Source organism: Cupriavidus sp. FW305-46, assembly GCF_058787075.1.
The window spans coordinates 80,220-98,746 of sequence record NZ_JBYSZI010000001.1 but is presented as its reverse complement, the minus strand read 5'-3'; the positions used below and the strand labels follow the sequence as shown (position 1 = coordinate 98,746).

At 63.1% G+C, this 18,527-nt stretch carries 15 protein-coding genes and 1 pseudogene; 6 read left to right on the top strand and 10 right to left on the bottom strand.

Annotated elements, in window-relative coordinates:
• Window positions 1-36 precede the first annotated feature (36 nt).
• Window positions 37-993 carry a hydroxymethylglutaryl-CoA lyase gene (locus AC3WON_RS00435; protein WP_492318261.1) on the bottom strand — a complete coding sequence of 319 codons (957 nt, stop codon included), beginning with the start codon at window positions 991-993 and terminating at the stop codon, window positions 37-39.
• Window positions 990-2,201, bottom strand: a complete 1,212-nt coding sequence (locus tag AC3WON_RS00430; RefSeq protein ID WP_492350830.1) for a CaiB/BaiF CoA transferase family protein — start codon at window positions 2,199-2,201, stop codon at window positions 990-992. Before AC3WON_RS00430 ends, AC3WON_RS00435 begins: the two co-directional genes overlap by 4 nt.
• A gap of 227 nt (window positions 2,202-2,428) precedes the next feature.
• Between AC3WON_RS00430 and prpR the strand changes: the two genes are divergently transcribed.
• Together prpR and AC3WON_RS00420 are read left to right on the top strand one after the other, a co-directional pair.
• Entirely contained in the window at window positions 2,429-4,492 is a 2,064-nt protein-coding gene (prpR, locus tag AC3WON_RS00425; RefSeq protein ID WP_492350829.1) for a propionate catabolism operon regulatory protein PrpR, read from the top strand.
• A gap of 166 nt (window positions 4,493-4,658) precedes the next feature.
• Window positions 4,659-5,685: pseudogene (locus AC3WON_RS00420) on the top strand (IS30 family transposase).
• Window positions 5,686-5,737: 52 nt separating this feature from the next.
• On the opposite strand, the gene AC3WON_RS00415 reads toward AC3WON_RS00420, so the two are convergent.
• The 7 genes from AC3WON_RS00415 to AC3WON_RS00385 form a co-directional block, all read right to left on the bottom strand.
• The gene (locus tag AC3WON_RS00415; protein WP_492318264.1) at window positions 5,738-6,973 is read right to left on the bottom strand and encodes an adenylate/guanylate cyclase domain-containing protein; all 1,236 of its coding nucleotides are present in this window, start codon (window positions 6,971-6,973) and stop codon (window positions 5,738-5,740) included.
• 259 nt (window positions 6,974-7,232) lie between these two features.
• Window positions 7,233-8,012 (bottom strand): cyclase family protein, encoded by a 780-nt coding sequence (locus AC3WON_RS00410; protein ID WP_492350828.1) that lies wholly within the window; start codon window positions 8,010-8,012, stop codon window positions 7,233-7,235.
• Between the two features lie 27 nt (window positions 8,013-8,039).
• Window positions 8,040-9,638, bottom strand: a complete 1,599-nt coding sequence (locus tag AC3WON_RS00405; RefSeq protein ID WP_492350827.1) for a phytoene desaturase family protein — start codon at window positions 9,636-9,638, stop codon at window positions 8,040-8,042.
• A 98-nt stretch (window positions 9,639-9,736) separates the two neighbouring features.
• On the bottom strand, window positions 9,737-10,261 hold the full coding sequence (locus AC3WON_RS00400; protein ID WP_013953987.1) for a flavin reductase family protein: 525 nt from the start codon (window positions 10,259-10,261) through the stop codon (window positions 9,737-9,739).
• A 76-nt stretch (window positions 10,262-10,337) separates the two neighbouring features.
• Window positions 10,338-11,627: a styrene monooxygenase/indole monooxygenase family protein gene (locus AC3WON_RS00395; protein WP_492350826.1), complete on the bottom strand. Its 1,290-nt coding sequence runs from the start codon at window positions 11,625-11,627 to the stop codon at window positions 10,338-10,340.
• An 80-nt stretch (window positions 11,628-11,707) separates the two neighbouring features.
• The gene (locus AC3WON_RS00390) at window positions 11,708-12,496 is read right to left on the bottom strand and encodes an SDR family oxidoreductase (protein WP_492318269.1); all 789 of its coding nucleotides are present in this window, start codon (window positions 12,494-12,496) and stop codon (window positions 11,708-11,710) included.
• Between the two features lie 303 nt (window positions 12,497-12,799).
• Window positions 12,800-13,879, bottom strand: coding sequence for an AraC family transcriptional regulator (locus AC3WON_RS00385; RefSeq protein ID WP_492318270.1), 1,080 nt, complete (start codon window positions 13,877-13,879; stop codon window positions 12,800-12,802).
• Window positions 13,880-14,033: 154 nt separating this feature from the next.
• Between AC3WON_RS00385 and AC3WON_RS00380 the strand changes: the two genes are divergently transcribed.
• The gene (locus tag AC3WON_RS00380; protein WP_492340398.1) at window positions 14,034-14,231 is read left to right on the top strand and encodes a hypothetical protein; all 198 of its coding nucleotides are present in this window, start codon (window positions 14,034-14,036) and stop codon (window positions 14,229-14,231) included.
• An 84-nt stretch (window positions 14,232-14,315) separates the two neighbouring features.
• Here AC3WON_RS00380 and AC3WON_RS00375 read toward each other — a convergent pair whose 3' ends face one another.
• On the bottom strand, window positions 14,316-14,981 hold the full coding sequence (locus AC3WON_RS00375) for a LuxR C-terminal-related transcriptional regulator (RefSeq protein ID WP_492318272.1): 666 nt from the start codon (window positions 14,979-14,981) through the stop codon (window positions 14,316-14,318).
• A gap of 847 nt (window positions 14,982-15,828) precedes the next feature.
• Here AC3WON_RS00375 and tssB point away from each other — a divergent pair.
• From tssB to AC3WON_RS00360, 3 genes are all read left to right on the top strand, one after another.
• On the top strand, window positions 15,829-16,365 hold the full coding sequence (gene tssB, locus AC3WON_RS00370) for a type VI secretion system contractile sheath small subunit (RefSeq protein WP_492318273.1): 537 nt from the start codon (window positions 15,829-15,831) through the stop codon (window positions 16,363-16,365).
• 64 nt (window positions 16,366-16,429) lie between these two features.
• Window positions 16,430-17,941 (top strand): type VI secretion system contractile sheath large subunit, encoded by a 1,512-nt coding sequence (gene tssC, locus AC3WON_RS00365; protein WP_492350825.1) that lies wholly within the window; start codon window positions 16,430-16,432, stop codon window positions 17,939-17,941.
• A gap of 59 nt (window positions 17,942-18,000) precedes the next feature.
• Window positions 18,001-18,525 carry an Hcp family type VI secretion system effector gene (locus tag AC3WON_RS00360; RefSeq protein WP_010810734.1) on the top strand — a complete coding sequence of 175 codons (525 nt, stop codon included), beginning with the start codon at window positions 18,001-18,003 and terminating at the stop codon, window positions 18,523-18,525.
• Window positions 18,526-18,527: the final 2 nt, after the last annotated feature.

The window sequence follows — 18,527 nt, the reverse complement described above, 5'->3', positions numbered from 1 at the left end:
GTCCTGGGCGGACTGTCTGGTTGCAACGTTGCCCGGTCAGGCCGCCACGCGCTGGCGCTCGCGCTGTCTGCGCAGCCACGCACTGGAGCGACCGCCGAGCGCGCGGCCCAGCAGCGATTCGGCGTAGGCCACCGCGTCGAGCAGCCCGTCGAGCGAAATCCCGGTGCTGAAGCCACATTGGCCGGCCATCAGCACCAGATCCTCGGTAGCCAGGTTGCCCGCCGCGCCGGGCGCGAACGGACAACCGCCAATGCCGCCCACGCTGGCGTCGAAGCGCCGCACGCCGGCTTCCAGCGCGGCCCATGCATTGGCCGCACCCAGGCCCCGCGTGTCATGCAGATGGATCGCCAGCGAGTCGGGGCCGAGCGCTTGCGCCAGGGCCGACATGCGGGTCTTGACCGCGGCAGGCGCGGCTGCACCGATGGTGTCCGCGATGACGATTTCCCCGGCGCCCGCATCGCGCATGCGGCAGGCCAGCCGCAGCACCGTGTCCAGATCGACCGTCCCTTCGAACGGACAGTCGAACGCAACGGCCACATAGGCGCGCGTGCGCAGGCCCAGTCCGCGCGCCCGGATCAGCGTCTGCTCGCTGACCTCGGTCGCCGCATCCAGCCCCATGTTGATGTTGCGCTGGTTCATCGTCTCGGTGGCGGACAGCACGACGGCAATCTCGGTGGCGCCCGCGGCATGGGCGCGTTCCAGCCCTTTCAGGTTCGGCACCAGCGTGGATAGTCGCAGGTCCGGGCACTGTGCCGATGCACGCCGGATCACGTCGGCCGCGTCGGCCATCTGCGGCACGGCCTTTGGCGATACGAAGCTGGTGGCTTCCACGCTGCGTATTCCCGCACGCGCAAGCAGGCGGATCAGTTCGACCTTGGCGTCGGTGGAGATGGCGACGGCCTGGTTCTGCAGCCCGTCGCGCGGCGCGACGTCGGTGATGGTGATGGCCGGGGTGTCGTCCGTCCCGGGGGCGTTGCTATGGCCGGTGCTCATGCCACCGCTCCGGCTTCGCGCAACCGCGCGACCTGTTCGTCGTCATAGCCCAGCACGTCGCGCAGCACGGAGGCCGTGTGCTCGCCCAGCGCGGGCGGGCAGGTGTACGCGGGTTCGGTCACGCCGGAAAGCTTCACCGGGTTGCCCGGCATGCGCACGGTTTCGCCGGTCTTCAGCGGCACCTCGACGATCATGTCGCGGGCCTCCACCTGCGGCTCGCGCAGTGCGTGCGCGAAGTCGTTGACGGGACCGCAGGGGATGCGGGCCTGCCGCAGGCGCGCCAGCCAATAGGCGGACGATTCGCCGCGCAATTCGTTGGCGATGATGGCGTCGATGCGTGCCTTGTCCGCATAGCGGCCGGGTTGCTTCAGATATTCCGGCGCCCGCAGGTCGGGATGATCGATCACGCTCAGGAAGCGCTCGAAGAACGCGTCGCCAATGCAGGCGATGATGATGTGGCCGTCGCTGGTGGGGTAGGTGTTGTACGGCACGTGCACGAAGTGGCTGTTGCCGATGCGCTCCGGCACCAGGCCGGACATCAGGTGCATCGTCGCCATGTAGTTCAGCAGCGAGATCTGGGCGTCCAGCATCGAGATGTCCACGTGCTTGCCAACGCCGGTCTGCTCGCGCGCGGCCAGCGCCGCCAGCACGCCGATGGCACCGAACACGCCGCCGCCCAGGTCACCGACCGGAATGCCGCTGCGTACCGGCGGGCCGTCGGCCATGCCGGTGATCGACATGCCGCCGCCCATGGCCTGCACCACCTGGTCGAACGCCGGCTGCTGGCGGTCCGGCCCGGTCTGGCCGAAGCCTGTGACGGAGCACGTGATGATGCGCGGGTTGACCTTGCTCAGCGATGCGTGGTCGATGCCGAGCCGCTCCGTCACGCCCGCGCTGAAATTGTCGAAGACCACGTCGGCATTGCGCACGAGATCCAGGAAGACCGCCCGGCCCGCCTCGGACTTCAGGTCCACGCACACGCTTTGCTTGTTGCGGTTCAGCGTCAGGAAGTACGCGCCCATGCCGTCGCGGGCGTAGTCCTCGCTCTCGGCGAGCAGCTTGCGCGTGCCTTCCCCGGTGCCGGGAGGTTCGACCTTGATCGTGCGCGCGCCCAGGTCGGCGAGCAGCATGGTGCCGTACGGGCCCGAGAGCATATGGGTCAGGTCCAGCACGGTGATGTGTCCGAGCGCCTGCATTGATTCCTCCATGGTTCGTTCGTCTGATGGTGTCAGCGCAATGGGTGTGCCAGCCCGTGCAGGCGCTTGCAAGTGCTTGATTTCCATGGGGCAGAGGGCTTTCGGATGACAAATCCCCGGTTTCATGAAACACTCATGCAACGTCCGTGAAACAACGGTGAGACGCTCGTGCAACGCACACGAGACGAATGAAGGCGCCCGGCACTGCACTGCAGCCGCCCGGGCCGGCGAGGAGCCCCATGCGCAGCACCCTTCCCGAACGCGGCAGCCGGCCGCGCATCTGCTTCATCAGCTACAGGCACCTGAGCCGCTTTGCCATGGCGGTACTGGACGAGTTTGCCGATCGCGCGACGATCGAGGTGGTCAATGGCTCGTTCGAGGCCGCGCTGGACGCCGCCCATGACCGCCTGCGCGATGGGGCGACCGACGTCTTCGTCAGCGCCGGCGCGAACGCCACGATCCTGCGCAACGCGCTCGACGCGCCGGTTGCCACCATCAAGCTCAGCGGCTTCGACATCCTGCTGGCGCTCTACAACGCGCGGCGCATCTCCAGCCGGGTTGGTGTGGTCATGTATGGCGAATGCATCCCAGAACTGGACGCCATCCGCGAACTGCTCAATATCGAGATTGCGCAGTACGCATACCGCACGCCGGACGAGGCGCGTCAGTGCTTCGAGCTGCTGGCGCGCGACGGCTATGAAGTAGTGGTGGGTTCCAGCATCGTCGTGGAACTGGCCGAGCAGTACGGCATCCATGGGCGCCTGGCCTATTCGATCAATGCGGTCCGGCAGGGGATTGAAGACGCCATCGAGCTGGCGCGCGTGGCCCGGCTGGAAGCCGGCCGCTATGACCAGCTCAATGGCGTGCTGCATAACCTGCAGGAAGCCGTGCTGGCAGTGGATCGGGACAATCGCGTGATTGCCGTCAATCCACCCATGGAAGTGCTGCTTGGCCGCGCCAAGAATCGGATGATCGGCCAGTATCTGGAAGACATCGAGCCGGCGCTGTCCCTGCAATCCACGCTGGCCAGCGGCGTGCAGGAGCGGGGCAGCGTGTTCCGCTTCGCGCAGCGCGACTGGATCGTCAATCGCACCCCGATCCGCGAGCATGGCGATACGGTCGGCGCGGCCATCACGCTGTACGACTCGCGAAACATCCAGGATGCGGACGCCAGCCTGCGCAGCCAGCAGCGCCGGCATCCGCGCAACGCACGCAACCGCTTCGACAACCTGATCGGCGCCAGCCCAGCCTTTACCCGCGCCTGCGCAACGGCGCGGCGCTTTGCCAGGACGGACCTCACGGTGCTGCTGGCCGGCGAGAGCGGGGTGGGCAAGGAGCAGTTCGCGCAGGCCATCCACAATGAAAGCAAGCGCGCCGCCAAGCCCTTCGTGGCGATCAACTGCGCCGCATTTCCGGAGGCGCTGCTGGAGAGCGAGCTGTTCGGCTATGACGAAGGGGCCTTCACCGGCTCGCGCCGGGGCGGCAAGCGCGGGCTATTCGAATCGGCCCATACCGGCACGCTGTTTCTCGACGAGATTGGTGACATGCCGGTCTCGCTGCAGACCCGCCTGCTGCGCGTGTTGCAGGAGCGCGAGATCCTGCGTCTGGGCGGCGCAATTCCGATTCCGGTCGACGTACGGATCATCGCGGCGACGCACCAGCCGCTGCCGCAACTGATTGCCGCGCGGCAGTTCCGTCAGGATCTCTATTACCGCATCAACACGCTGCAACTGGCGTTGCCGACGCTGCGCGAGCGCTCCGAGGACATCGAACTGCTTGCCACGTTCCTGTTGCGACGTTCGCTCGATCGACTGGACTCGCGCCTGGACGCACCGGCCCTTGTCGCGCGTTTGCTGCCGCGGCTCCAGGCCTATGCATGGCCCGGCAACATTCGCGAGCTGGAGAACATCTGCGAGCGAATGGCGGTGTTCTTCTCGCAATGGGAGGTCCTGCATCACATCGCATTCGACGAACTGCGTCACGATTGCCCGGAGTTGTTTGGGGGGATGGCTGAAGGCGTCAGGGCCGGCAGCCTCGGGGCGCGGCAACAGGCTGCTGCGGATGCTTCGCCACCGTTGATCGCACCGCGCGAACGTGTACTGGAGGTGCTGGCGGAATGTGGTGGCAATCGCCAGCAAGCAGCGCAACGGCTGGGCGTCAGTCGCGCGACGTTGTGGCGATGGGAGAAGGCGGCCACGGCGGCTTCCGCGATTTCGTCGGTGCATGCTTTAGCAATCGGCGCGCAGCCGGTACGCACCGAGTCCTCGCCACACGCATCTGGTACTCCAGGCCAGGAGTGCTAGCTTGGCTGCATACCGTCATAGCGGTTGCTGAACGGGACGGTGTCCGACGGCAGCTCCCGCCCATTACTGCCACAGCCTAGCTTAGCTCTAGTGGCCGAAGTCAGGTGCGGATTCAACCGGTCGATGCAACACACTAAAGGCTTTGCGAGCCTGAGGGGTGCTGCAAATGAAGCAAAGACGGCGGATCTACTACACCGAGACCCCAAAGGGACTGATGTGGGAACGGTGGCGCAAAGGTGACACGCTTCATCAGATCGCACGATTGTTCGATCGGGGTCACTCTTCGATTCAGAGGATCTTGGCAGAGACCGGTGGTATCCAGCCAGTACAGCGAAGCCGCTCCCGATTGGCGTTGACGCTTGCCGAACTAGCGGAGATCTCTCGGTCCGTGGCGGCCGGGCTCTCTGTCCGGTCGATTGCATCCCGGCTAGGACGCGCCCCGTCTACCATTAGTCGTGAGCTCAGGCGAAACGGGGGAAGCCAAGGCTATCGTGCAAACCAGGCGGACGAGCTTGCCTGGGCGCGAGCGCGCCGCCGCACGAGACGATCTATCGTAGCCCTTATGTACAGGCCCGCGGTGCGCTGAACAAGGAGTTGCTTGAGCACCTGAGGCGCTGCCGGGTCATGCGTCACTCTCGTCTCTATTCCGCGAAGACTGACGAGCGCGGAAGAATCTGTGACACCGTTTCGATCAGTGAGCGGCCTGCAACCGTCGAAGATCGCGCGATTCCCGACCACTGGGAAGGCGACCTGCTCTTCGGCAGCGGCAACAGCCAGATCGTCACCTTGGTCGAGCGTCGGACGAGGTTTGTGATGCTGGTGAAGGTTGCCAGCAAGGACACAGAGACTGTGGTCAACGCCTTGATCAAACATGCAGGCAAATTACCCCAGGAGCTGTACAAATCGCTGACGCGGGATCGTGGAAAAGAGATGGCCGATCACAAGCGCTTTACCGTGGCGACCGACATCCAGGTCTACTTCTGCGACCCTCAGAATCCCTGGCAACGGGGGGCTCAAACGAGAACACGAACGGCCTATTGAGACAATACTTCCCGAAAGGCACGGATCTCTCTGTCTACTCGCAAGCCAAACTCAATGCCGTCGCGAGGCGGCTCAATGAACGTCCGCGCAAGACACTCAACTTTGATACCCCGGCCGAACGATTCCATCAAAACGTTGCATCGACCGGTTGAATCCGCAGTCGACCTCGGACATTCGCTGAGTCAGGCTTGGCGACATGCCTCGCTATAGCGCCTCGCGGCGGCCAGTCAGGAACCAGGTATGCACTGCACCGACCCCCTTTGCCACGATGATGCCGCGTTCTTCGAACTGAAAGGATTCTCCCAGTCGATTGCGAGTTGCGTCGGTAACCTGAATCCGTCCAGCCAGACTATGGGACTCCATCCGACTTGCAGTGTTGACGGCATCGCCCCATAAGTCGTAAATGAATTTGCGCTTGCCGATAACGCCGGCCACGACCGATCCACTATTGATGCCAATTCGCATTCGGAGGTTATAGCCGGTGCGTCGATTGAACAGTCTGAGCGCGTCTATCATGTCCAGTGCCATGTCGGCAGCTCGGACAGCATGGTCAGAAACCGGTTCCGGTAGCCCGGCGGCTGCCATGTAAGCGTCCCCGATTGTCTTGATCTTCTCAAGTCCGCGGCGATCCGCGATGGTGTCGAATTCGGTGAAGATCTCATTGAGCACTGCGACCAGGCGCTCGGCGCTCATGCCCACCGAGAAACGGGTGAATGACACGATGTCCGCAAACAAGACCGTCACTTCCGGGAAGCTGTCGGCTATGACTTCAGGAATGCTGTTGGCTACGATTTCCGGACGTGCTTTTAGTCGTTCAGCGATCGGAGAGGGCAGCAGGTTCAAAAGCAGCCGCTCCGAAAGCGTCTGCTCGACCATGAGTCGATCGTAAAGACTCTGAAGTTCATCGCGCTGACGGCAGATGAGATCCCAACTGGCTTGAAGCTCCTCGTTTTTTCGCGCAAGCGCTGCTTCGGCGCGCTTCTTTTCCGTGATGTTGCGCCCTTCAGGCAGCAGGAACACCACCTTGCCATCCGAATCTCTAATCGGTAATAGCGAGAAGTCGACAATGATCGTCTCCTCGCCCATCTTTTGGCCGTATACCTCGAAGTCACCGCGGACAAACTCGCCTTGGCTTGCGCGCCGGATCAGCTGTTGCAAGGCGCGCTGGGTCTCCGGAGAGATGACCCACCATCTGGCCTCCCAGAATGGCATTCCGCGAATGTCATCCATTTGAATGCCGATTCCCTCGAGCGCTGCGCGATTGATCTCGAGCATCTTGCCATCGACGTCCAGCAGGCCGACGAACTGGTACATTGCGTCCAGCATGATGCCGGCAAGCTTGGCTCGCTGGGTTTGGAAGTCGTCTTGTGCGGAAAGCGTTACATCTCGCACCCGAATCTGCGGGCTGGCCAAGAACAGCTGGCGGCTAATAAGGGCCATGCTTCACCTCTTCCGCTCCGCCGCAAATTCATACAGGAGTCAGCCTGACGGGCTGGCCATTCGACGGCAGGGCTTTTGCTATTGGAGCATATCTGCAACGGCGCGGCACGCCCTGACCGGCAGGCCACGTTGCCGTTCGCACCGAGGCGAATATCAGCGCCGCCTCCTCGCAGGGCTACAGAAGCACAGCACAGGGCCTCGCGGGCCTATTCCGTCAGAAAGCGGTGACCACTTAACCCGGAATTTGTCGCCGCGAATATCAACCGGGAATAAGAGCCAGGACGCGAAGCGGGCTGCCGGAACCGTCCTTGATCTTCAGCGGGGCGGCGACAATCAATGCACCCTGCGGCGGGAGTTGGTCGAGATTGGTCAGGCATTGCAGACCGTAGCGGTTGTTGCCATGCATGAGGTAATGGCACGGGAACGGCAACTCCCAGCCATAGGACTGGCCCGCGTCGGTGCCAATCGCTTCGACGCCAAATCCATGGACATCTCGCTCTGCAATCATCCACTGGACCACGCCCAGGTCAGGGCCAGGTGTGTGCATGCCGTCGTCACGCGCATTCAGGTACGCCTCGGGACTATTGCGCTTGGACCAGTCGGTGCGCATCAGGACCCAGGAGCGCGGAGGGATGCGGCCATGCCGTGCTTCCCAGGCTTTGACGGCGTCGACAGTGAGCAAGTAGTCCGGGTCTTCCTCGGCCTCGCTCGAGCAGTCGATGACGCAGGCGGTGGCGAAGAATTTTTCGGCAGGGATGGTGTCGGTCGTATTGTCCGGCAAGTCCTTGCCAGAGATCCAATGGACTGGTGCGTCGAAGTGGGTCCCGGTATGTTCGCCGCAGGAGAAGTTATTCCAGTACCAGTTCGGTCCGCGATCGTCGTAGCGCGAGATAGTCTCTTGCCGGAAGGGCCAGGTCTGGCCCAGCTCCGGAGGCAGCGAGATGGTCGGAAATTCAGAACTCAAGGTCTGCGTCAGGTCCACCACGCGGATGCGGCCGGACAGCAGGTCCGCTGCAAAGTGGGCGAGGCTGTTGCTCATGGCTGTTGTCTCCTGTGGTTGCTTCAGTTATGAGTTGGATTTCGCCCGTTTCTTTGCGAGCGCATTGGCGACGTGGTAACCGGAGGTACCGCCAAGACCGGGGCCTGGATGGGTCGAGGCGCCGATGTGGTGCAGATGTTTGACCGGGGTAGCGTGATCCTTGACGCCAGGGACCGGACGCCAGAACATGAACTGGTCGATGCTGCATTCGCCGGAATAGGGATCGCCGCCGACGAGGTTGACGTTCATCGACTCAAGATCCGCCGGGGACAGGACCGTACGCCCGACGACGCTCGCCTTGAGATTCGGAACCTGGCGAGCAATGCGGTCGATAATCCGGTCGGCGTAGCGCTCACGGAGCTCGGCGGTCCAGCGACCATCCGCGGGAACGGCGATCTCTCCAAGCGCATCGCCTTTGACTTGACGCGGACACTCCGGAACCTGAATCCAGAGCACCCAGCCTCCGGCCGGGCTTCTGGAAGGGTCAACAGCGCAAGGCTGGGCAACGCAAATCGTGCCTTCGGCTGGAAGCAGGCCTCGCTCTGCTTCGCTGACTGCCCTGGAGACACCGTCCAGACCCGAGGTAAGGTGCAGGTAGATGACATCGCGCAGATGTTCTTGGGGCCAGTCCGGAGGGGCGGACAGCGCCAAATGGATCTGCATGTTCCCCTTGCCGTAGCGGTACTCGGCTGCCTGCCGACGTAGGCCAGGGGGAACGTGCTCAGCGGCCAGCAGCTTTCCGTAAAGCTGGCCGGGCGTGACGTTGCAGATGATCTCCTTGCCCATGAAAACGCGGTTGTCCCGCGTCCTTACGCCGCGCGCCGAGCCGCCCTCGACCAGGATGTCCTCGACGTCGGCATTAACGTGGAAAGCACCACCCCGGCTCTCGATGACTCTGCGAAAGGCGTCGACAGTACGGGCATTGCCGCCTTGGACGATAGGCAGGCCAACCGCCTCCAGCGTGAAGGCGACGACTTTTCCCATCAATGCAGACATGGCGCTTTCCGGGCCAAGGCCTGTATGTAGTACCCAAGGCGCGAGCAGCGCCTGGACCAGGTCGGATTTGACCCGGGTCTCCAGCCAGCTGCGGCAACTCATCAGGGCAGGGGAAAAGAAGGCGACGGTGTCATGCACGCCTTGTTTCCACAGGCGGCCGGCCACGGTCTTTGCAACACCGGCACTCCACAGTTCGTTGCCAAGCAGCGAGAACACCAGGCCGGCGTTTTGCTCGACCTCTTGCATGGCGGACTGAAAGGCATCACCGTCGCCGCTTGCCAGCGTATTGAATGTGCTGACATTGCGCTCACGGGACGTGCTCAGAATCAGCGAACGGTTATCGGGCAACAGTACGCCAGTGGGCGTACTGTTATTGCGGTAGCTGAGCCCTGCCTGATGAAGTTCATCCTTCAGCTCCGCGTAGCCTGGCGACGTGACAAAGAGCGGATGTGCCGTGGACAACGTGTCGTGGAGATAGCCCGGTGCATTCAGGGCCTCTGTGCGAATGCATCCGCCCAGCGTGCTATTGCGTTCCAGCACGCAGACACGCTTGCCGCGTCTGGCCAGGACGGCAGCGCAGACGAGCGAATTGATACCACTGCCGACAATGACGGCGTCATACGTACTCATTGGATGATCCCGGGGGAAGGATAGAGAGACGGGCAAATGCGTTCGGTCGCGGTGTTGGCCAGCTTCCTTTAGACGGATTGCCGTGTGCGGTACCGGAATCAGGTCGCGGCGACGTATTCGGTGCGGATCAGCTCTGAAAGCTCCGTAAGAGCGTTGGCGGTACGCGCGTAGTTGCCCTTGTAGAAGAGCAGGGATTCCCGATCCGATGTGTCAAAGTGCCGGACCTCGCCCAGGAAGATGATGTGATCGCCGCCGTCATACTGATGCGTGTTGCGGCATTGGAATACCGCCGCGCAACCTGACAGGACAGGCGAGCCATCGATGCCATCCGTGCAGGGGACTCCCGAAAACTTGCCTTCCGCGCCGCGTGCGAAGCGGTTGGAGACATGTTCCTGGTCGGCTGCCAGGACGTGGATCACGAAACTCCCGGTCTTCTGGAATGCCTCGAGGCTGTAGGACTTCTTGGCGAGGCTCCACAGCACCAGGCGAGGCTCCAGCGATACCGAGCTGAAACTATTCACGGTCACGCCCCAGGGTTCTCCGTCGGGGGTGCGCGTTGTGACGATGGTTACGCCGGTGGCAAAGCGGCCGAGGGCATTCCGAAATTCGCGAGCGTCGGTCATGGCTGTCTCCTGTCGCCTGCTCAACCGTTGCACGGTGAGCAGGCTGCTTGCTTTCGTATGGGTGACTTTTATTGCCTCAGGCGGCCTTGGATTGCGACGCTTCAGCGATCCAGGCCTCGGTGGCTTCCTCGTTGAACCAGTAGCTGCCATAGTCGCGCGGATCGTTGAATCCGTTGGCGATGCGCTGGGCGATGCGCGGCGCGTGCTGCGCTGTGGCCAGCAGCTTGACGATGTGGGCTGGCGGCGGGAACAGGAGGGAATTTGTCCAACGGATGACCGGTTCGGCATAGCCTTCGTAAAGGCCGTCGAAGGTCTGCTGCATCCATGCCTTATCGAAGGGCTTGTCCCCATGGCGCAGGATGGCCTCGAAATAGTGCAGGGCGCCCTTGGTGGCGTTGTTCGAGCCCTGGCCGGTGATCGGGTCGTTGACCATGACCGCGTCGCCGAGCCCCATCACAAGCCGGCCGGAAGGCAGGGGAAGGGTAGGGTTGCGCACGGTCGGGGTCACGCGTCCGCTCAGGATCCCATTGGCATCGGTGAGTCGTACATTGGCACAGCGCTCGCTTTCCCACGGCAGGTAGTCGCGCAGGATGCCCAGGCAGGTATCCAGATGCTGGTCGGCGGACTTGACGTCTGCCCAGCGGTCCATCGGGCCGCCGGGAATGGCCTCGAAGACCATGATGTCGCAGGCTTGGGTTTCGCTACTGCCCTGGGTGGTGAGCGCCGGGAAGACAAAGTACTCGCCGATGCCGGGAATCAGATTAAAGTTGACGCACTCAAACGGACCACTGCGCTGCATGCCCGTCACGTAAGCCAGTGCCAACTGGCGTTGGGGATGACGAACAGGCGAGCGCGCATCATTGCGTGTCAGCAGATTGACGATCTCCCCCTTGCCACCGGCCAGGAGAACAAGATCATGAGATTCGGCCAAGGCTTCAAGCTGGGGAATCTCGACATTTTCGATACGCAGAATGCCGCCACGGCTTTCGAACTCCGCCATCCAGCCTGGCATCTTTACACGTTGATCGACAGACTGGGCGTAGGCATTCAGGCGGGCGCGCCAGTGGATGGCAACTTCGCCCTTGCCGTCGTCGGTAGGGATGGTCAGGCCGATGCCGTCCACCGTGGGGCACTGCCTTTCCCATTGATTCATGCGGAAATCGCGCTCGATCTGGAGTGCTTGGTCGAAGATGCACTGGGACGACATTACTTTGCCGCTCCATACCTCGTCAGCGGTGCGGTTTGTCACCAGCGTGACCTCATAGCCTTGATCCAGCAGGCCGCAGCCGAGCAATAGTCCTGCCTGACCCGCGCCAACAATCGCAATCTTGCGCGGCGTGATCTTGTCGATGGAATGGGGGATCATGTGTCTCTCCTGTGGCATTGTCTTGTGTGCAATTCACTTCGTTCCGGCCGAACCGGGGTCGCCCGGAATCACCGGCCGGCTTATGCCGTCAGCCGGTTGATGGCTGCTTGCCGACCCTCGGGGCCGAGGGCGCCGTATCCGCCGTCACATGCATAGTCGGCGCCGGTAACAAAGGCGGAAGCATCTGACAGGAGGAAGAGAACCACTTGCGCGACTTCTTCTGGCTTGCCGAGCCGGCCGAGCGGGTGGAAATCTGCGGCGATACCGTCGGCTTTCGCCTTGTCGCCGCCGCTCAGCGCGCTGATGACGGAGGACCACGTCCAGCCCGGCGAGACCGAGTTGACTCGAATGTTGTCCGGGGCTAGATCCAATGCGGCGCTACGTGTGAATTGCTGCATCGCTGCCTTGGTAATCGGGTACAGCCAGCGCCCCGTCTGCGCCACGCCCGCGGAGATCGAGGCAAAGTTGACGACCGCACCGCCGCCGCGCTTTTTCATCTCCGGCACGCACGCCTTCAGCATCATCGCCGCGCCGACGACATTGACGTTGTAGGATTCCAGCCACTGCTCGCGTGTGGAATCGGCACCGTTATCCACGTAGGTGCAGGCACAGTTGACGAGCAGGTCGATGCCGCGGAAGGTCTCCATGGTGTCGGCGATGCAGGCAGCGATGTCGGCATCGCTGGTCACGTCCACGGCCACATAGCGGCAGCGCTCCGGATGCCGCTCGGCAACATTGCGGCCCCCTTGCTGGTCGATGTCGACGACAACGACGTTGGCGCCGGCCGAGACCAGGGCCGATACCACTGCCTCGCCAATCATCGTTGCGCCACCGGTGACAATCGCCGTCTTGCCTTCGATTCCTTGCATGTCCGTCTCCACTTGTTGTATTGGCTCGCATGTAGCCATGTGCAACCTAGTTTGGTGTAGCGGTGATGACGCTGCTATCCACAATCCGCCGGCAAATATCCAGATAACGAGCCGTTGCTGGCGGACCGGGAAAAGGAGGCGGGGAATCAGGAAAGGGTGGCGCGATGGCCTTGCCGGATGGCCGGGCGTGCAGGTAACCGTTCACCCGCGAGCGCGGGCTGGCGTTGTTGTATCAACAACTGCAAGGCAGTGAAACGGGGCGAGGCCGCAGGGGTATTGAGAGGCTAGAGAGCCTGCTGAGTTTCAACGCCCGGCATCGCGGACGTGGCGCTCCGCTGCGCCCCTGCGCAGGGTCGCCGACGGAGAAACGCCGAAGCGCTTCTTGTAGTAGGCCGCAAACCGGCCGAGATGTGTAAAGCCAAAGCGATATGCAATATCCGTGATGGAGGCCTGCTCCGCTCCGGCGGCAGCAATCAACGCTTGTCGGACGCAGTCCAGTCTGGCATCCCGCAGATAGGCCAACGGCGTCGTATCGAGATGGCGGCGAAAGCCTTCTTCCAGCGCCCGGATGCTCACGCAGGCGACTTGCGCCAGGTCGGCGACGGTCAGCGGTGTGTCGGCATTCGCGCGGACATAATCTATCACCCGCTGCATATGACGTGGCCTGGCGGGTTCGGCGTTGCGCGCAAGGAGATAGGTGTGGGTGTGCGGTTGAAGCAGCAGCAGCATCCGCAGCAGGTAGTCCTCCATCGACGCCACCGCGGCCGGAAACTGGAGCCAGTTGGTGCCGTGCTGGTCGATATTCCTGGTAAGGTCGAGTACGGACTGGCTCCATGGACTCGAGAGCCCAGCGTGCTGGGGCAACGCCGGATCGAATGAAAGGGGCCCGCTGGGATCGCGCCCGGTCAGCAATGCGAAACGTTGCTCGATGGCTTCCTTCTGAATCCAGAGCAGGACTTGCGCACAATCCTCGTGCCAGTGCATTCGGGTTGGGGTGTCTGGACTCAGCAGGCTGGCGGTGCGGACGTCGGAAAGTATCTCCTGCGAGCCACACTTGATTTCGGCATGGCCCGCAACCGGGATCTGGGCGAGATAGAAGTGCTTTAGGCAGCCAGGGTCGATCTCTACATGGGCGCCATAGGCAAGGAAGTTGATTGCGGTCTCATGCAGTCGTACCAGATTGTGCTGGACGTGCAATTGCTGCAATGCGCCGACCACTCGCAGTTCATGCGGGCAAAATACCGAAGCGATCTTGCCCTGGGCCTCCTTCACATCCTCGGAGCGAAAGGAGGGGTAGTTCGCCAGCATGCCTCGTGGCGCGCAGTTGTCATCACCCGCTGGCGAAGAGGGCTGTTCGGCGGGTGACTGGGGGGTGGTCTGCATCGTCTCACTCCTGGCGGATTGCAGCGTGTCCTGGCTCGCCTGCGCAGCGAGGGAAGGCGCGCAATCAATTACTTTATACCTAAACTTCCTGCGCACGCCAAGAAGGCTGCCGGGCCAGCCCTGTTCCCGCCCACCGGACCGCATGGACCAATCCATGGATACCGCCGACTACGATTTCGTCGACAACTACAACCCCGCCCTGCTGGCCCAGGCCAGCCAGCTGACTTCGGGGGAATTCCATGTGATCGTGCAGGCCAACGGTTTCACCGTCGCAGACTGGGGCGTCCTGTCCACGCTGTCCGGCGGCAAGCCAATCAGCATCGGGGCACCGGCGCATGAGGTCAGCTCGTGAAGCCAGACCGGCCGTGGGGCGCCGCTTGACGGAAAACGGTGCGCCGGATGGGCTGCAAGCGCCGCTGGCGCAAGGGGGCGCGCCTCAGTTCAGCACGCCGTACGCACGCGCCTCAAAGATAGCCTGCGTGCGCGTCTTGACCGCCAGCTTCTTGTAGATGTTCTTGACGTGCGACTCGATGGTCAGCCGCGACAGTGACAGTGCGTCGGCGATCTCGCGGTTGGTCGACCCCTTGTTGATGAAGACGAGGATCTCGGTCTCGCGTGCGCTGAGCAGCGGCTTTGCGCTTCCCGTCGGTGAAAGCCTGGTCTCGGCGGGTGCGGCCTTGGGTACCAATGCCGTGAGTAGCCGCTTGGCAATGGACGGATCGATCGGCGTGCCACCGCGCAGCGCGCCCCGCAGGCACACCGTCAGCTCGATGTCGTCGCGCTCCTTGAGCAGGTAGCCGGTGGCGCCGGCGATCAGCGCGCCGACGATTTCCGTGTCCGTGCCCGGTGATGCAATCACGACGATGGGCAGATCCGGGGCACGCTCGCGCAGGCATCGGATCAGCTCGATGCCACCGCCATCGGGCAGGCTGGTGTCGACCAGCGCCATGTCGAACGGACCCTGCTCCACCATCGCGCAGGCCTGCGCGATGGTGCCCGCGAACGAGAGCGCGCCGGCCGCGTAGTCGAGCACGGTGAGGATCCCGCAAAGGCGCGTCAGCATCGGGCTCTCGTGCCCGACCAGCAGCAGTTGGCCACGCATGACGTTTCGGCGGCTATCGGAGAGCGTCGCGTTCGTTGGCATGGAGAAAGGCATGGGGGCTGGTGCGACCAGGGATGCGAGCTGCATGCCCGGTCGGGTGCAGTTCAGATGATCAGCGGCGCTGATTTCACCATCGGACCCGCGGTGGTGCAATACGGCAACTGTCGTATGCGATTGACATGGCTGACCCCTTTCTCGTTCTGGTTTGACCCTTGGTAGCGGCGCATGCCACGGCATTGACGTGGCATGCAGCTGGGCCTTGGGTAGAAGTAAAGCCCAATCAGGCGGTTTTTCCTATACCTGAAATCAGGCAGAGGCGGCTGCCGCGCGTGGGGGCAAGCCATCTCCCCCGAATGAGGCTGGGGGCCAGCCAGGCAGGTTTGCAATACCGCGCGGCGCAACCTCGGGCGGCAGCCCTGCTCATCAAAATACCAATTCTCAGGGATTGTGCCCGACCTCACCGTCACCTTAAATTCCGCTTGAATTTGCGCGCCGCAACTAGAAACACAGCAAGGGTCAACGATGGAACGGCGCGCAAAGACAAGGTGCCTTCGTCGTGCCGCAGCACGCCATGCGCGAGCCGGCTGGCGCGGAGCCACCAGCGGGGTCGAGCGCGTGCAGCCTGCTGCCTGCGCTCTGCGCCAGGTAGGAACGGGTAACAAAAAGTGGGTTTGCCAGCGAGGGTATCCGCCTTCCGCAGCCGCCATGCCGGCCCTGCGGCGCGATGCGCTTCGACCTTTTTCGGACCGGTTGCGCCGGCCCGGGGGACTGGTTTTGCCTTCAGCACGGGCTGCCGTGCGAAACCGATGATTTGACCGGACACATTCGAGTCCTTCCGGAGAGTTCCATGTCCAATAGTCTGCAGAAGTGGGTAGGGCGAAATCGCCCGCCTCGGGTCCAGATTTCATATGACGTAGAGGTCGGTGACGCGGTCGAGAAGCGCGAGCTGCCGATGGTGGTCGGCCTGCTGGCGGACCTGTCCGGGCAACCGGCGGTGCCGCCGCCCAAGCTCAAGGAACGGCGCTTCATCGAGATCGACCGCGACAACTTCGACGAGATCATGGGCAAGATCGCACCGCGCCTGGAGCTGTCCGTGCCCGACACCATGAAGGGCGACGCCAATCTCAAGGTCGAACTGCGCTTCGGCAAGTTCAGCGACTTCCACCCGGAAAGCCTGGTGGCACAGGTGCCGCGCCTGGCCAAGCTGCTGGAAGCACGCCAGCAACTGCGCGACCTGCTCGGCAAGCTCGATGGCAACGACGAACTCGACGTGCTGCTTGAGCGCATCGTCAACAACGCCGATGAGCTCAAGCTGCTGCGCAGCGAAGCCGACGCCGGCGCCGCGGCGGCACAGCCGGAAACCGGAGACGCCACGCCGGCATGACGCGGCGGCGGGGCGCGGGCATCGAGGCCCGCAGGACGCAACGAATTCACAAAGGGTGAACCAGATGGCAAAGAACTCCGCAGCGGACAACGCGAGCGCCGAATCAAAGGGGAGCACCACGGCCGCAGCCGAGCGTGAACTGGCGCTGCTCGACCGTATCGTGCAGGAAGGCAATATGGCGGTCGAGCCGTCGCAGAGCGGCTATGCCAGGAAGCTGATCGGCCAGCTGGCCTCGCAGATCCTTGACGAGGGCATGCGCACCAGCCCGGACAAGAGCCTGGTGGCAACCATCAACGAGCGCGTGGCCGAGATCGACCGCCTGCTGAGCGACCAGCTCAACGCCATCATGCACGACCCCGCGTTCCAGGCGCTGGAAGGCGCGTGGACGGGCCTGCACGACATGGTCTACGGCACCGAGACCGGCACCAGCCTGAAGCTGCGCCTGCTCAACGTGACCAAGGCCGAGCTGCTGAAGGATCTTGAAACCGCAGTCGACCACGACATGAGCGTGCTGTTCAAGAAGATCTACGAAGAAGAGTACGGCACCTTCGGCGGCCATCCCTATACGCTGCTGATCGGCGACTACAGCTTCGGCCGCCATCCGCAGGACGTGGCGCTGCTTGAGCGGATCTCGAAGGTGGCAGCTGCCGCCCATGCACCGTTCATCACCAGCGCGGCGCCGAGCCTGTTCGACCTGCGCGCTTTCACCGAGCTGGGCGTGACGCGCGACCTGGCCAAGATCTTCGAGAGCGCGGAGCTGGCGCAGTGGCGCGGCTTCCGCGAAACCGAGGATTCGCGCTATGTGTCGCTGGTGCTGCCGTCCTACGCGGCGCGCCTGCCTTACGGCGCCAGGACCAATCCGGTCGAGAGCTTCAATTTCGAAGAAGACGTCGACGGCACCGACCACAGCAAGTACCTGTGGGCCAACTCGGCCTACCAGCTGGGCCTGCGCATCACCGACGCGCATGCCAAGTACAGCTGGTCGACCGCCATCCGCGGCGTTGAAGGCGGCGGCAAGGTTGACGGCCTGGTTGCGCATACCTACAAGACGGATGAAGGCGACGTCGCGCTCAAGTGCCCGACCGAAGTCACCATCACCGATCGCCGCGAGAAGGAGCTCAACGACCTGGGCTTTATCGCCATCGTCAACGCCAAGGGCTCGAACAGCGCCACCTTCTTTGGCAGCCAGACGGCAAACAAGCCCAAGGTCTACAACAAGGACCAGGCCAACGCCAACGCGCAGTTGTCTGCCCGTCTGCCGTATGTGCTGGCGGCTTCGCGCTTTGCGCACTACCTGAAGGTGATCATGCGCGACAAGGTGGGCAGCTTCCAGACGCGCGGGGACGTGGAGCGCTACCTGAACAACTGGATCGCCGACTACGTGCTGCTCAATCCCTCCGCGACGCCGGAGGCCAAGTCGCGCTTTCCGCTGAGCGCCGCGCGCGTCGACGTGACCGAGGTGCCGGGCAAGCCCGGCGCCTACCGTGCCACGTGTTTCCTGAAGCCGCACTTCCAGATGGAAGAACTGACCGCATCGATCCGCCTGGTTGCAGACCTGCCGGCAGCGGCAGCGTAGACCGGCAGGCTCGCATCCGGCATCCCCGGACATAACGGAACTGAGAGAGCACAGACACCATGGACACCATCATTCTCGACATCCCCGAGATCAAGGGCAGCAACAAGCAGCAGACTGGCCGTGCCGCCGAGCGCATCCAGATCTATTCGTTCTCGCACGGCGTGGCGATGGCCGTGACCAATGACCCGGCCAACTCGAAGCGCACCTCGGGCAAGGCGCAGTTCCAGAGCATGACGATGTCAAAGAAGACCGACCAGGCCACGCCCGGTCTGTACGCCGCGTGCGCCGCCGGCAAGTCGCTCGGCGATGTGAAACTCGAGATCGGACGAACCGAAGACGGTGCGTTCCGCTCGGAGATGACCTACACGCTGAGCGACGCGATCGTCGAGTCCATCCAGACCGCTGGCGGCATGGGCGATTCCTCCGACACGTTCACGCTCGACTTCACCCGCATCACCGCGTTCTTCACGCAACAGAAGGGCGACGCGCAGAAGGAAGGCACGGCAGCGTTCGGCTGGGACCTGGTGGAGAACATGGCCTGCGCAGTGTCCGCGCCGCCGGAGCCGCAGAAGAAGGCGGCGTAAGC

Excerpts from the sequence above, each read along its gene's own strand:
- AC3WON_RS00435 (WP_492318261.1), bottom strand. The coding sequence starts at position 993 with ATGAGCACCGGCCATAGCAACGCCCCCGGGACGGACGACACCCCGGCC.
- AC3WON_RS00430 (WP_492350830.1), bottom strand. The coding sequence starts at position 2,201 with ATGGAGGAATCAATGCAGGCGCTCGGACACATCACCGTGCTGGACCTG.
- prpR (WP_492350829.1), top strand. The coding sequence starts at position 2,429 with ATGCGCAGCACCCTTCCCGAACGCGGCAGCCGGCCGCGCATCTGCTTC.
- AC3WON_RS00415 (WP_492318264.1), bottom strand. The coding sequence starts at position 6,973 with ATGGCCCTTATTAGCCGCCAGCTGTTCTTGGCCAGCCCGCAGATTCGG.
- AC3WON_RS00410 (WP_492350828.1), bottom strand. The coding sequence starts at position 8,012 with ATGAGCAACAGCCTCGCCCACTTTGCAGCGGACCTGCTGTCCGGCCGC.
- AC3WON_RS00405 (WP_492350827.1), bottom strand. The coding sequence starts at position 9,638 with ATGAGTACGTATGACGCCGTCATTGTCGGCAGTGGTATCAATTCGCTC.
- AC3WON_RS00400 (WP_013953987.1), bottom strand. The coding sequence starts at position 10,261 with ATGACCGACGCTCGCGAATTTCGGAATGCCCTCGGCCGCTTTGCCACC.
- AC3WON_RS00395 (WP_492350826.1), bottom strand. The coding sequence starts at position 11,627 with ATGATCCCCCATTCCATCGACAAGATCACGCCGCGCAAGATTGCGATT.
- AC3WON_RS00390 (WP_492318269.1), bottom strand. The coding sequence starts at position 12,496 with ATGCAAGGAATCGAAGGCAAGACGGCGATTGTCACCGGTGGCGCAACG.
- AC3WON_RS00385 (WP_492318270.1), bottom strand. The coding sequence starts at position 13,879 with ATGCAGACCACCCCCCAGTCACCCGCCGAACAGCCCTCTTCGCCAGCG.
- AC3WON_RS00380 (WP_492340398.1), top strand. The coding sequence starts at position 14,034 with ATGGATACCGCCGACTACGATTTCGTCGACAACTACAACCCCGCCCTG.
- AC3WON_RS00375 (WP_492318272.1), bottom strand. The coding sequence starts at position 14,981 with ATGCGTGGCCAACTGCTGCTGGTCGGGCACGAGAGCCCGATGCTGACG.
- tssB (WP_492318273.1), top strand. The coding sequence starts at position 15,829 with ATGTCCAATAGTCTGCAGAAGTGGGTAGGGCGAAATCGCCCGCCTCGG.
- tssC (WP_492350825.1), top strand. The coding sequence starts at position 16,430 with ATGGCAAAGAACTCCGCAGCGGACAACGCGAGCGCCGAATCAAAGGGG.
- AC3WON_RS00360 (WP_010810734.1), top strand. The coding sequence starts at position 18,001 with ATGGACACCATCATTCTCGACATCCCCGAGATCAAGGGCAGCAACAAG.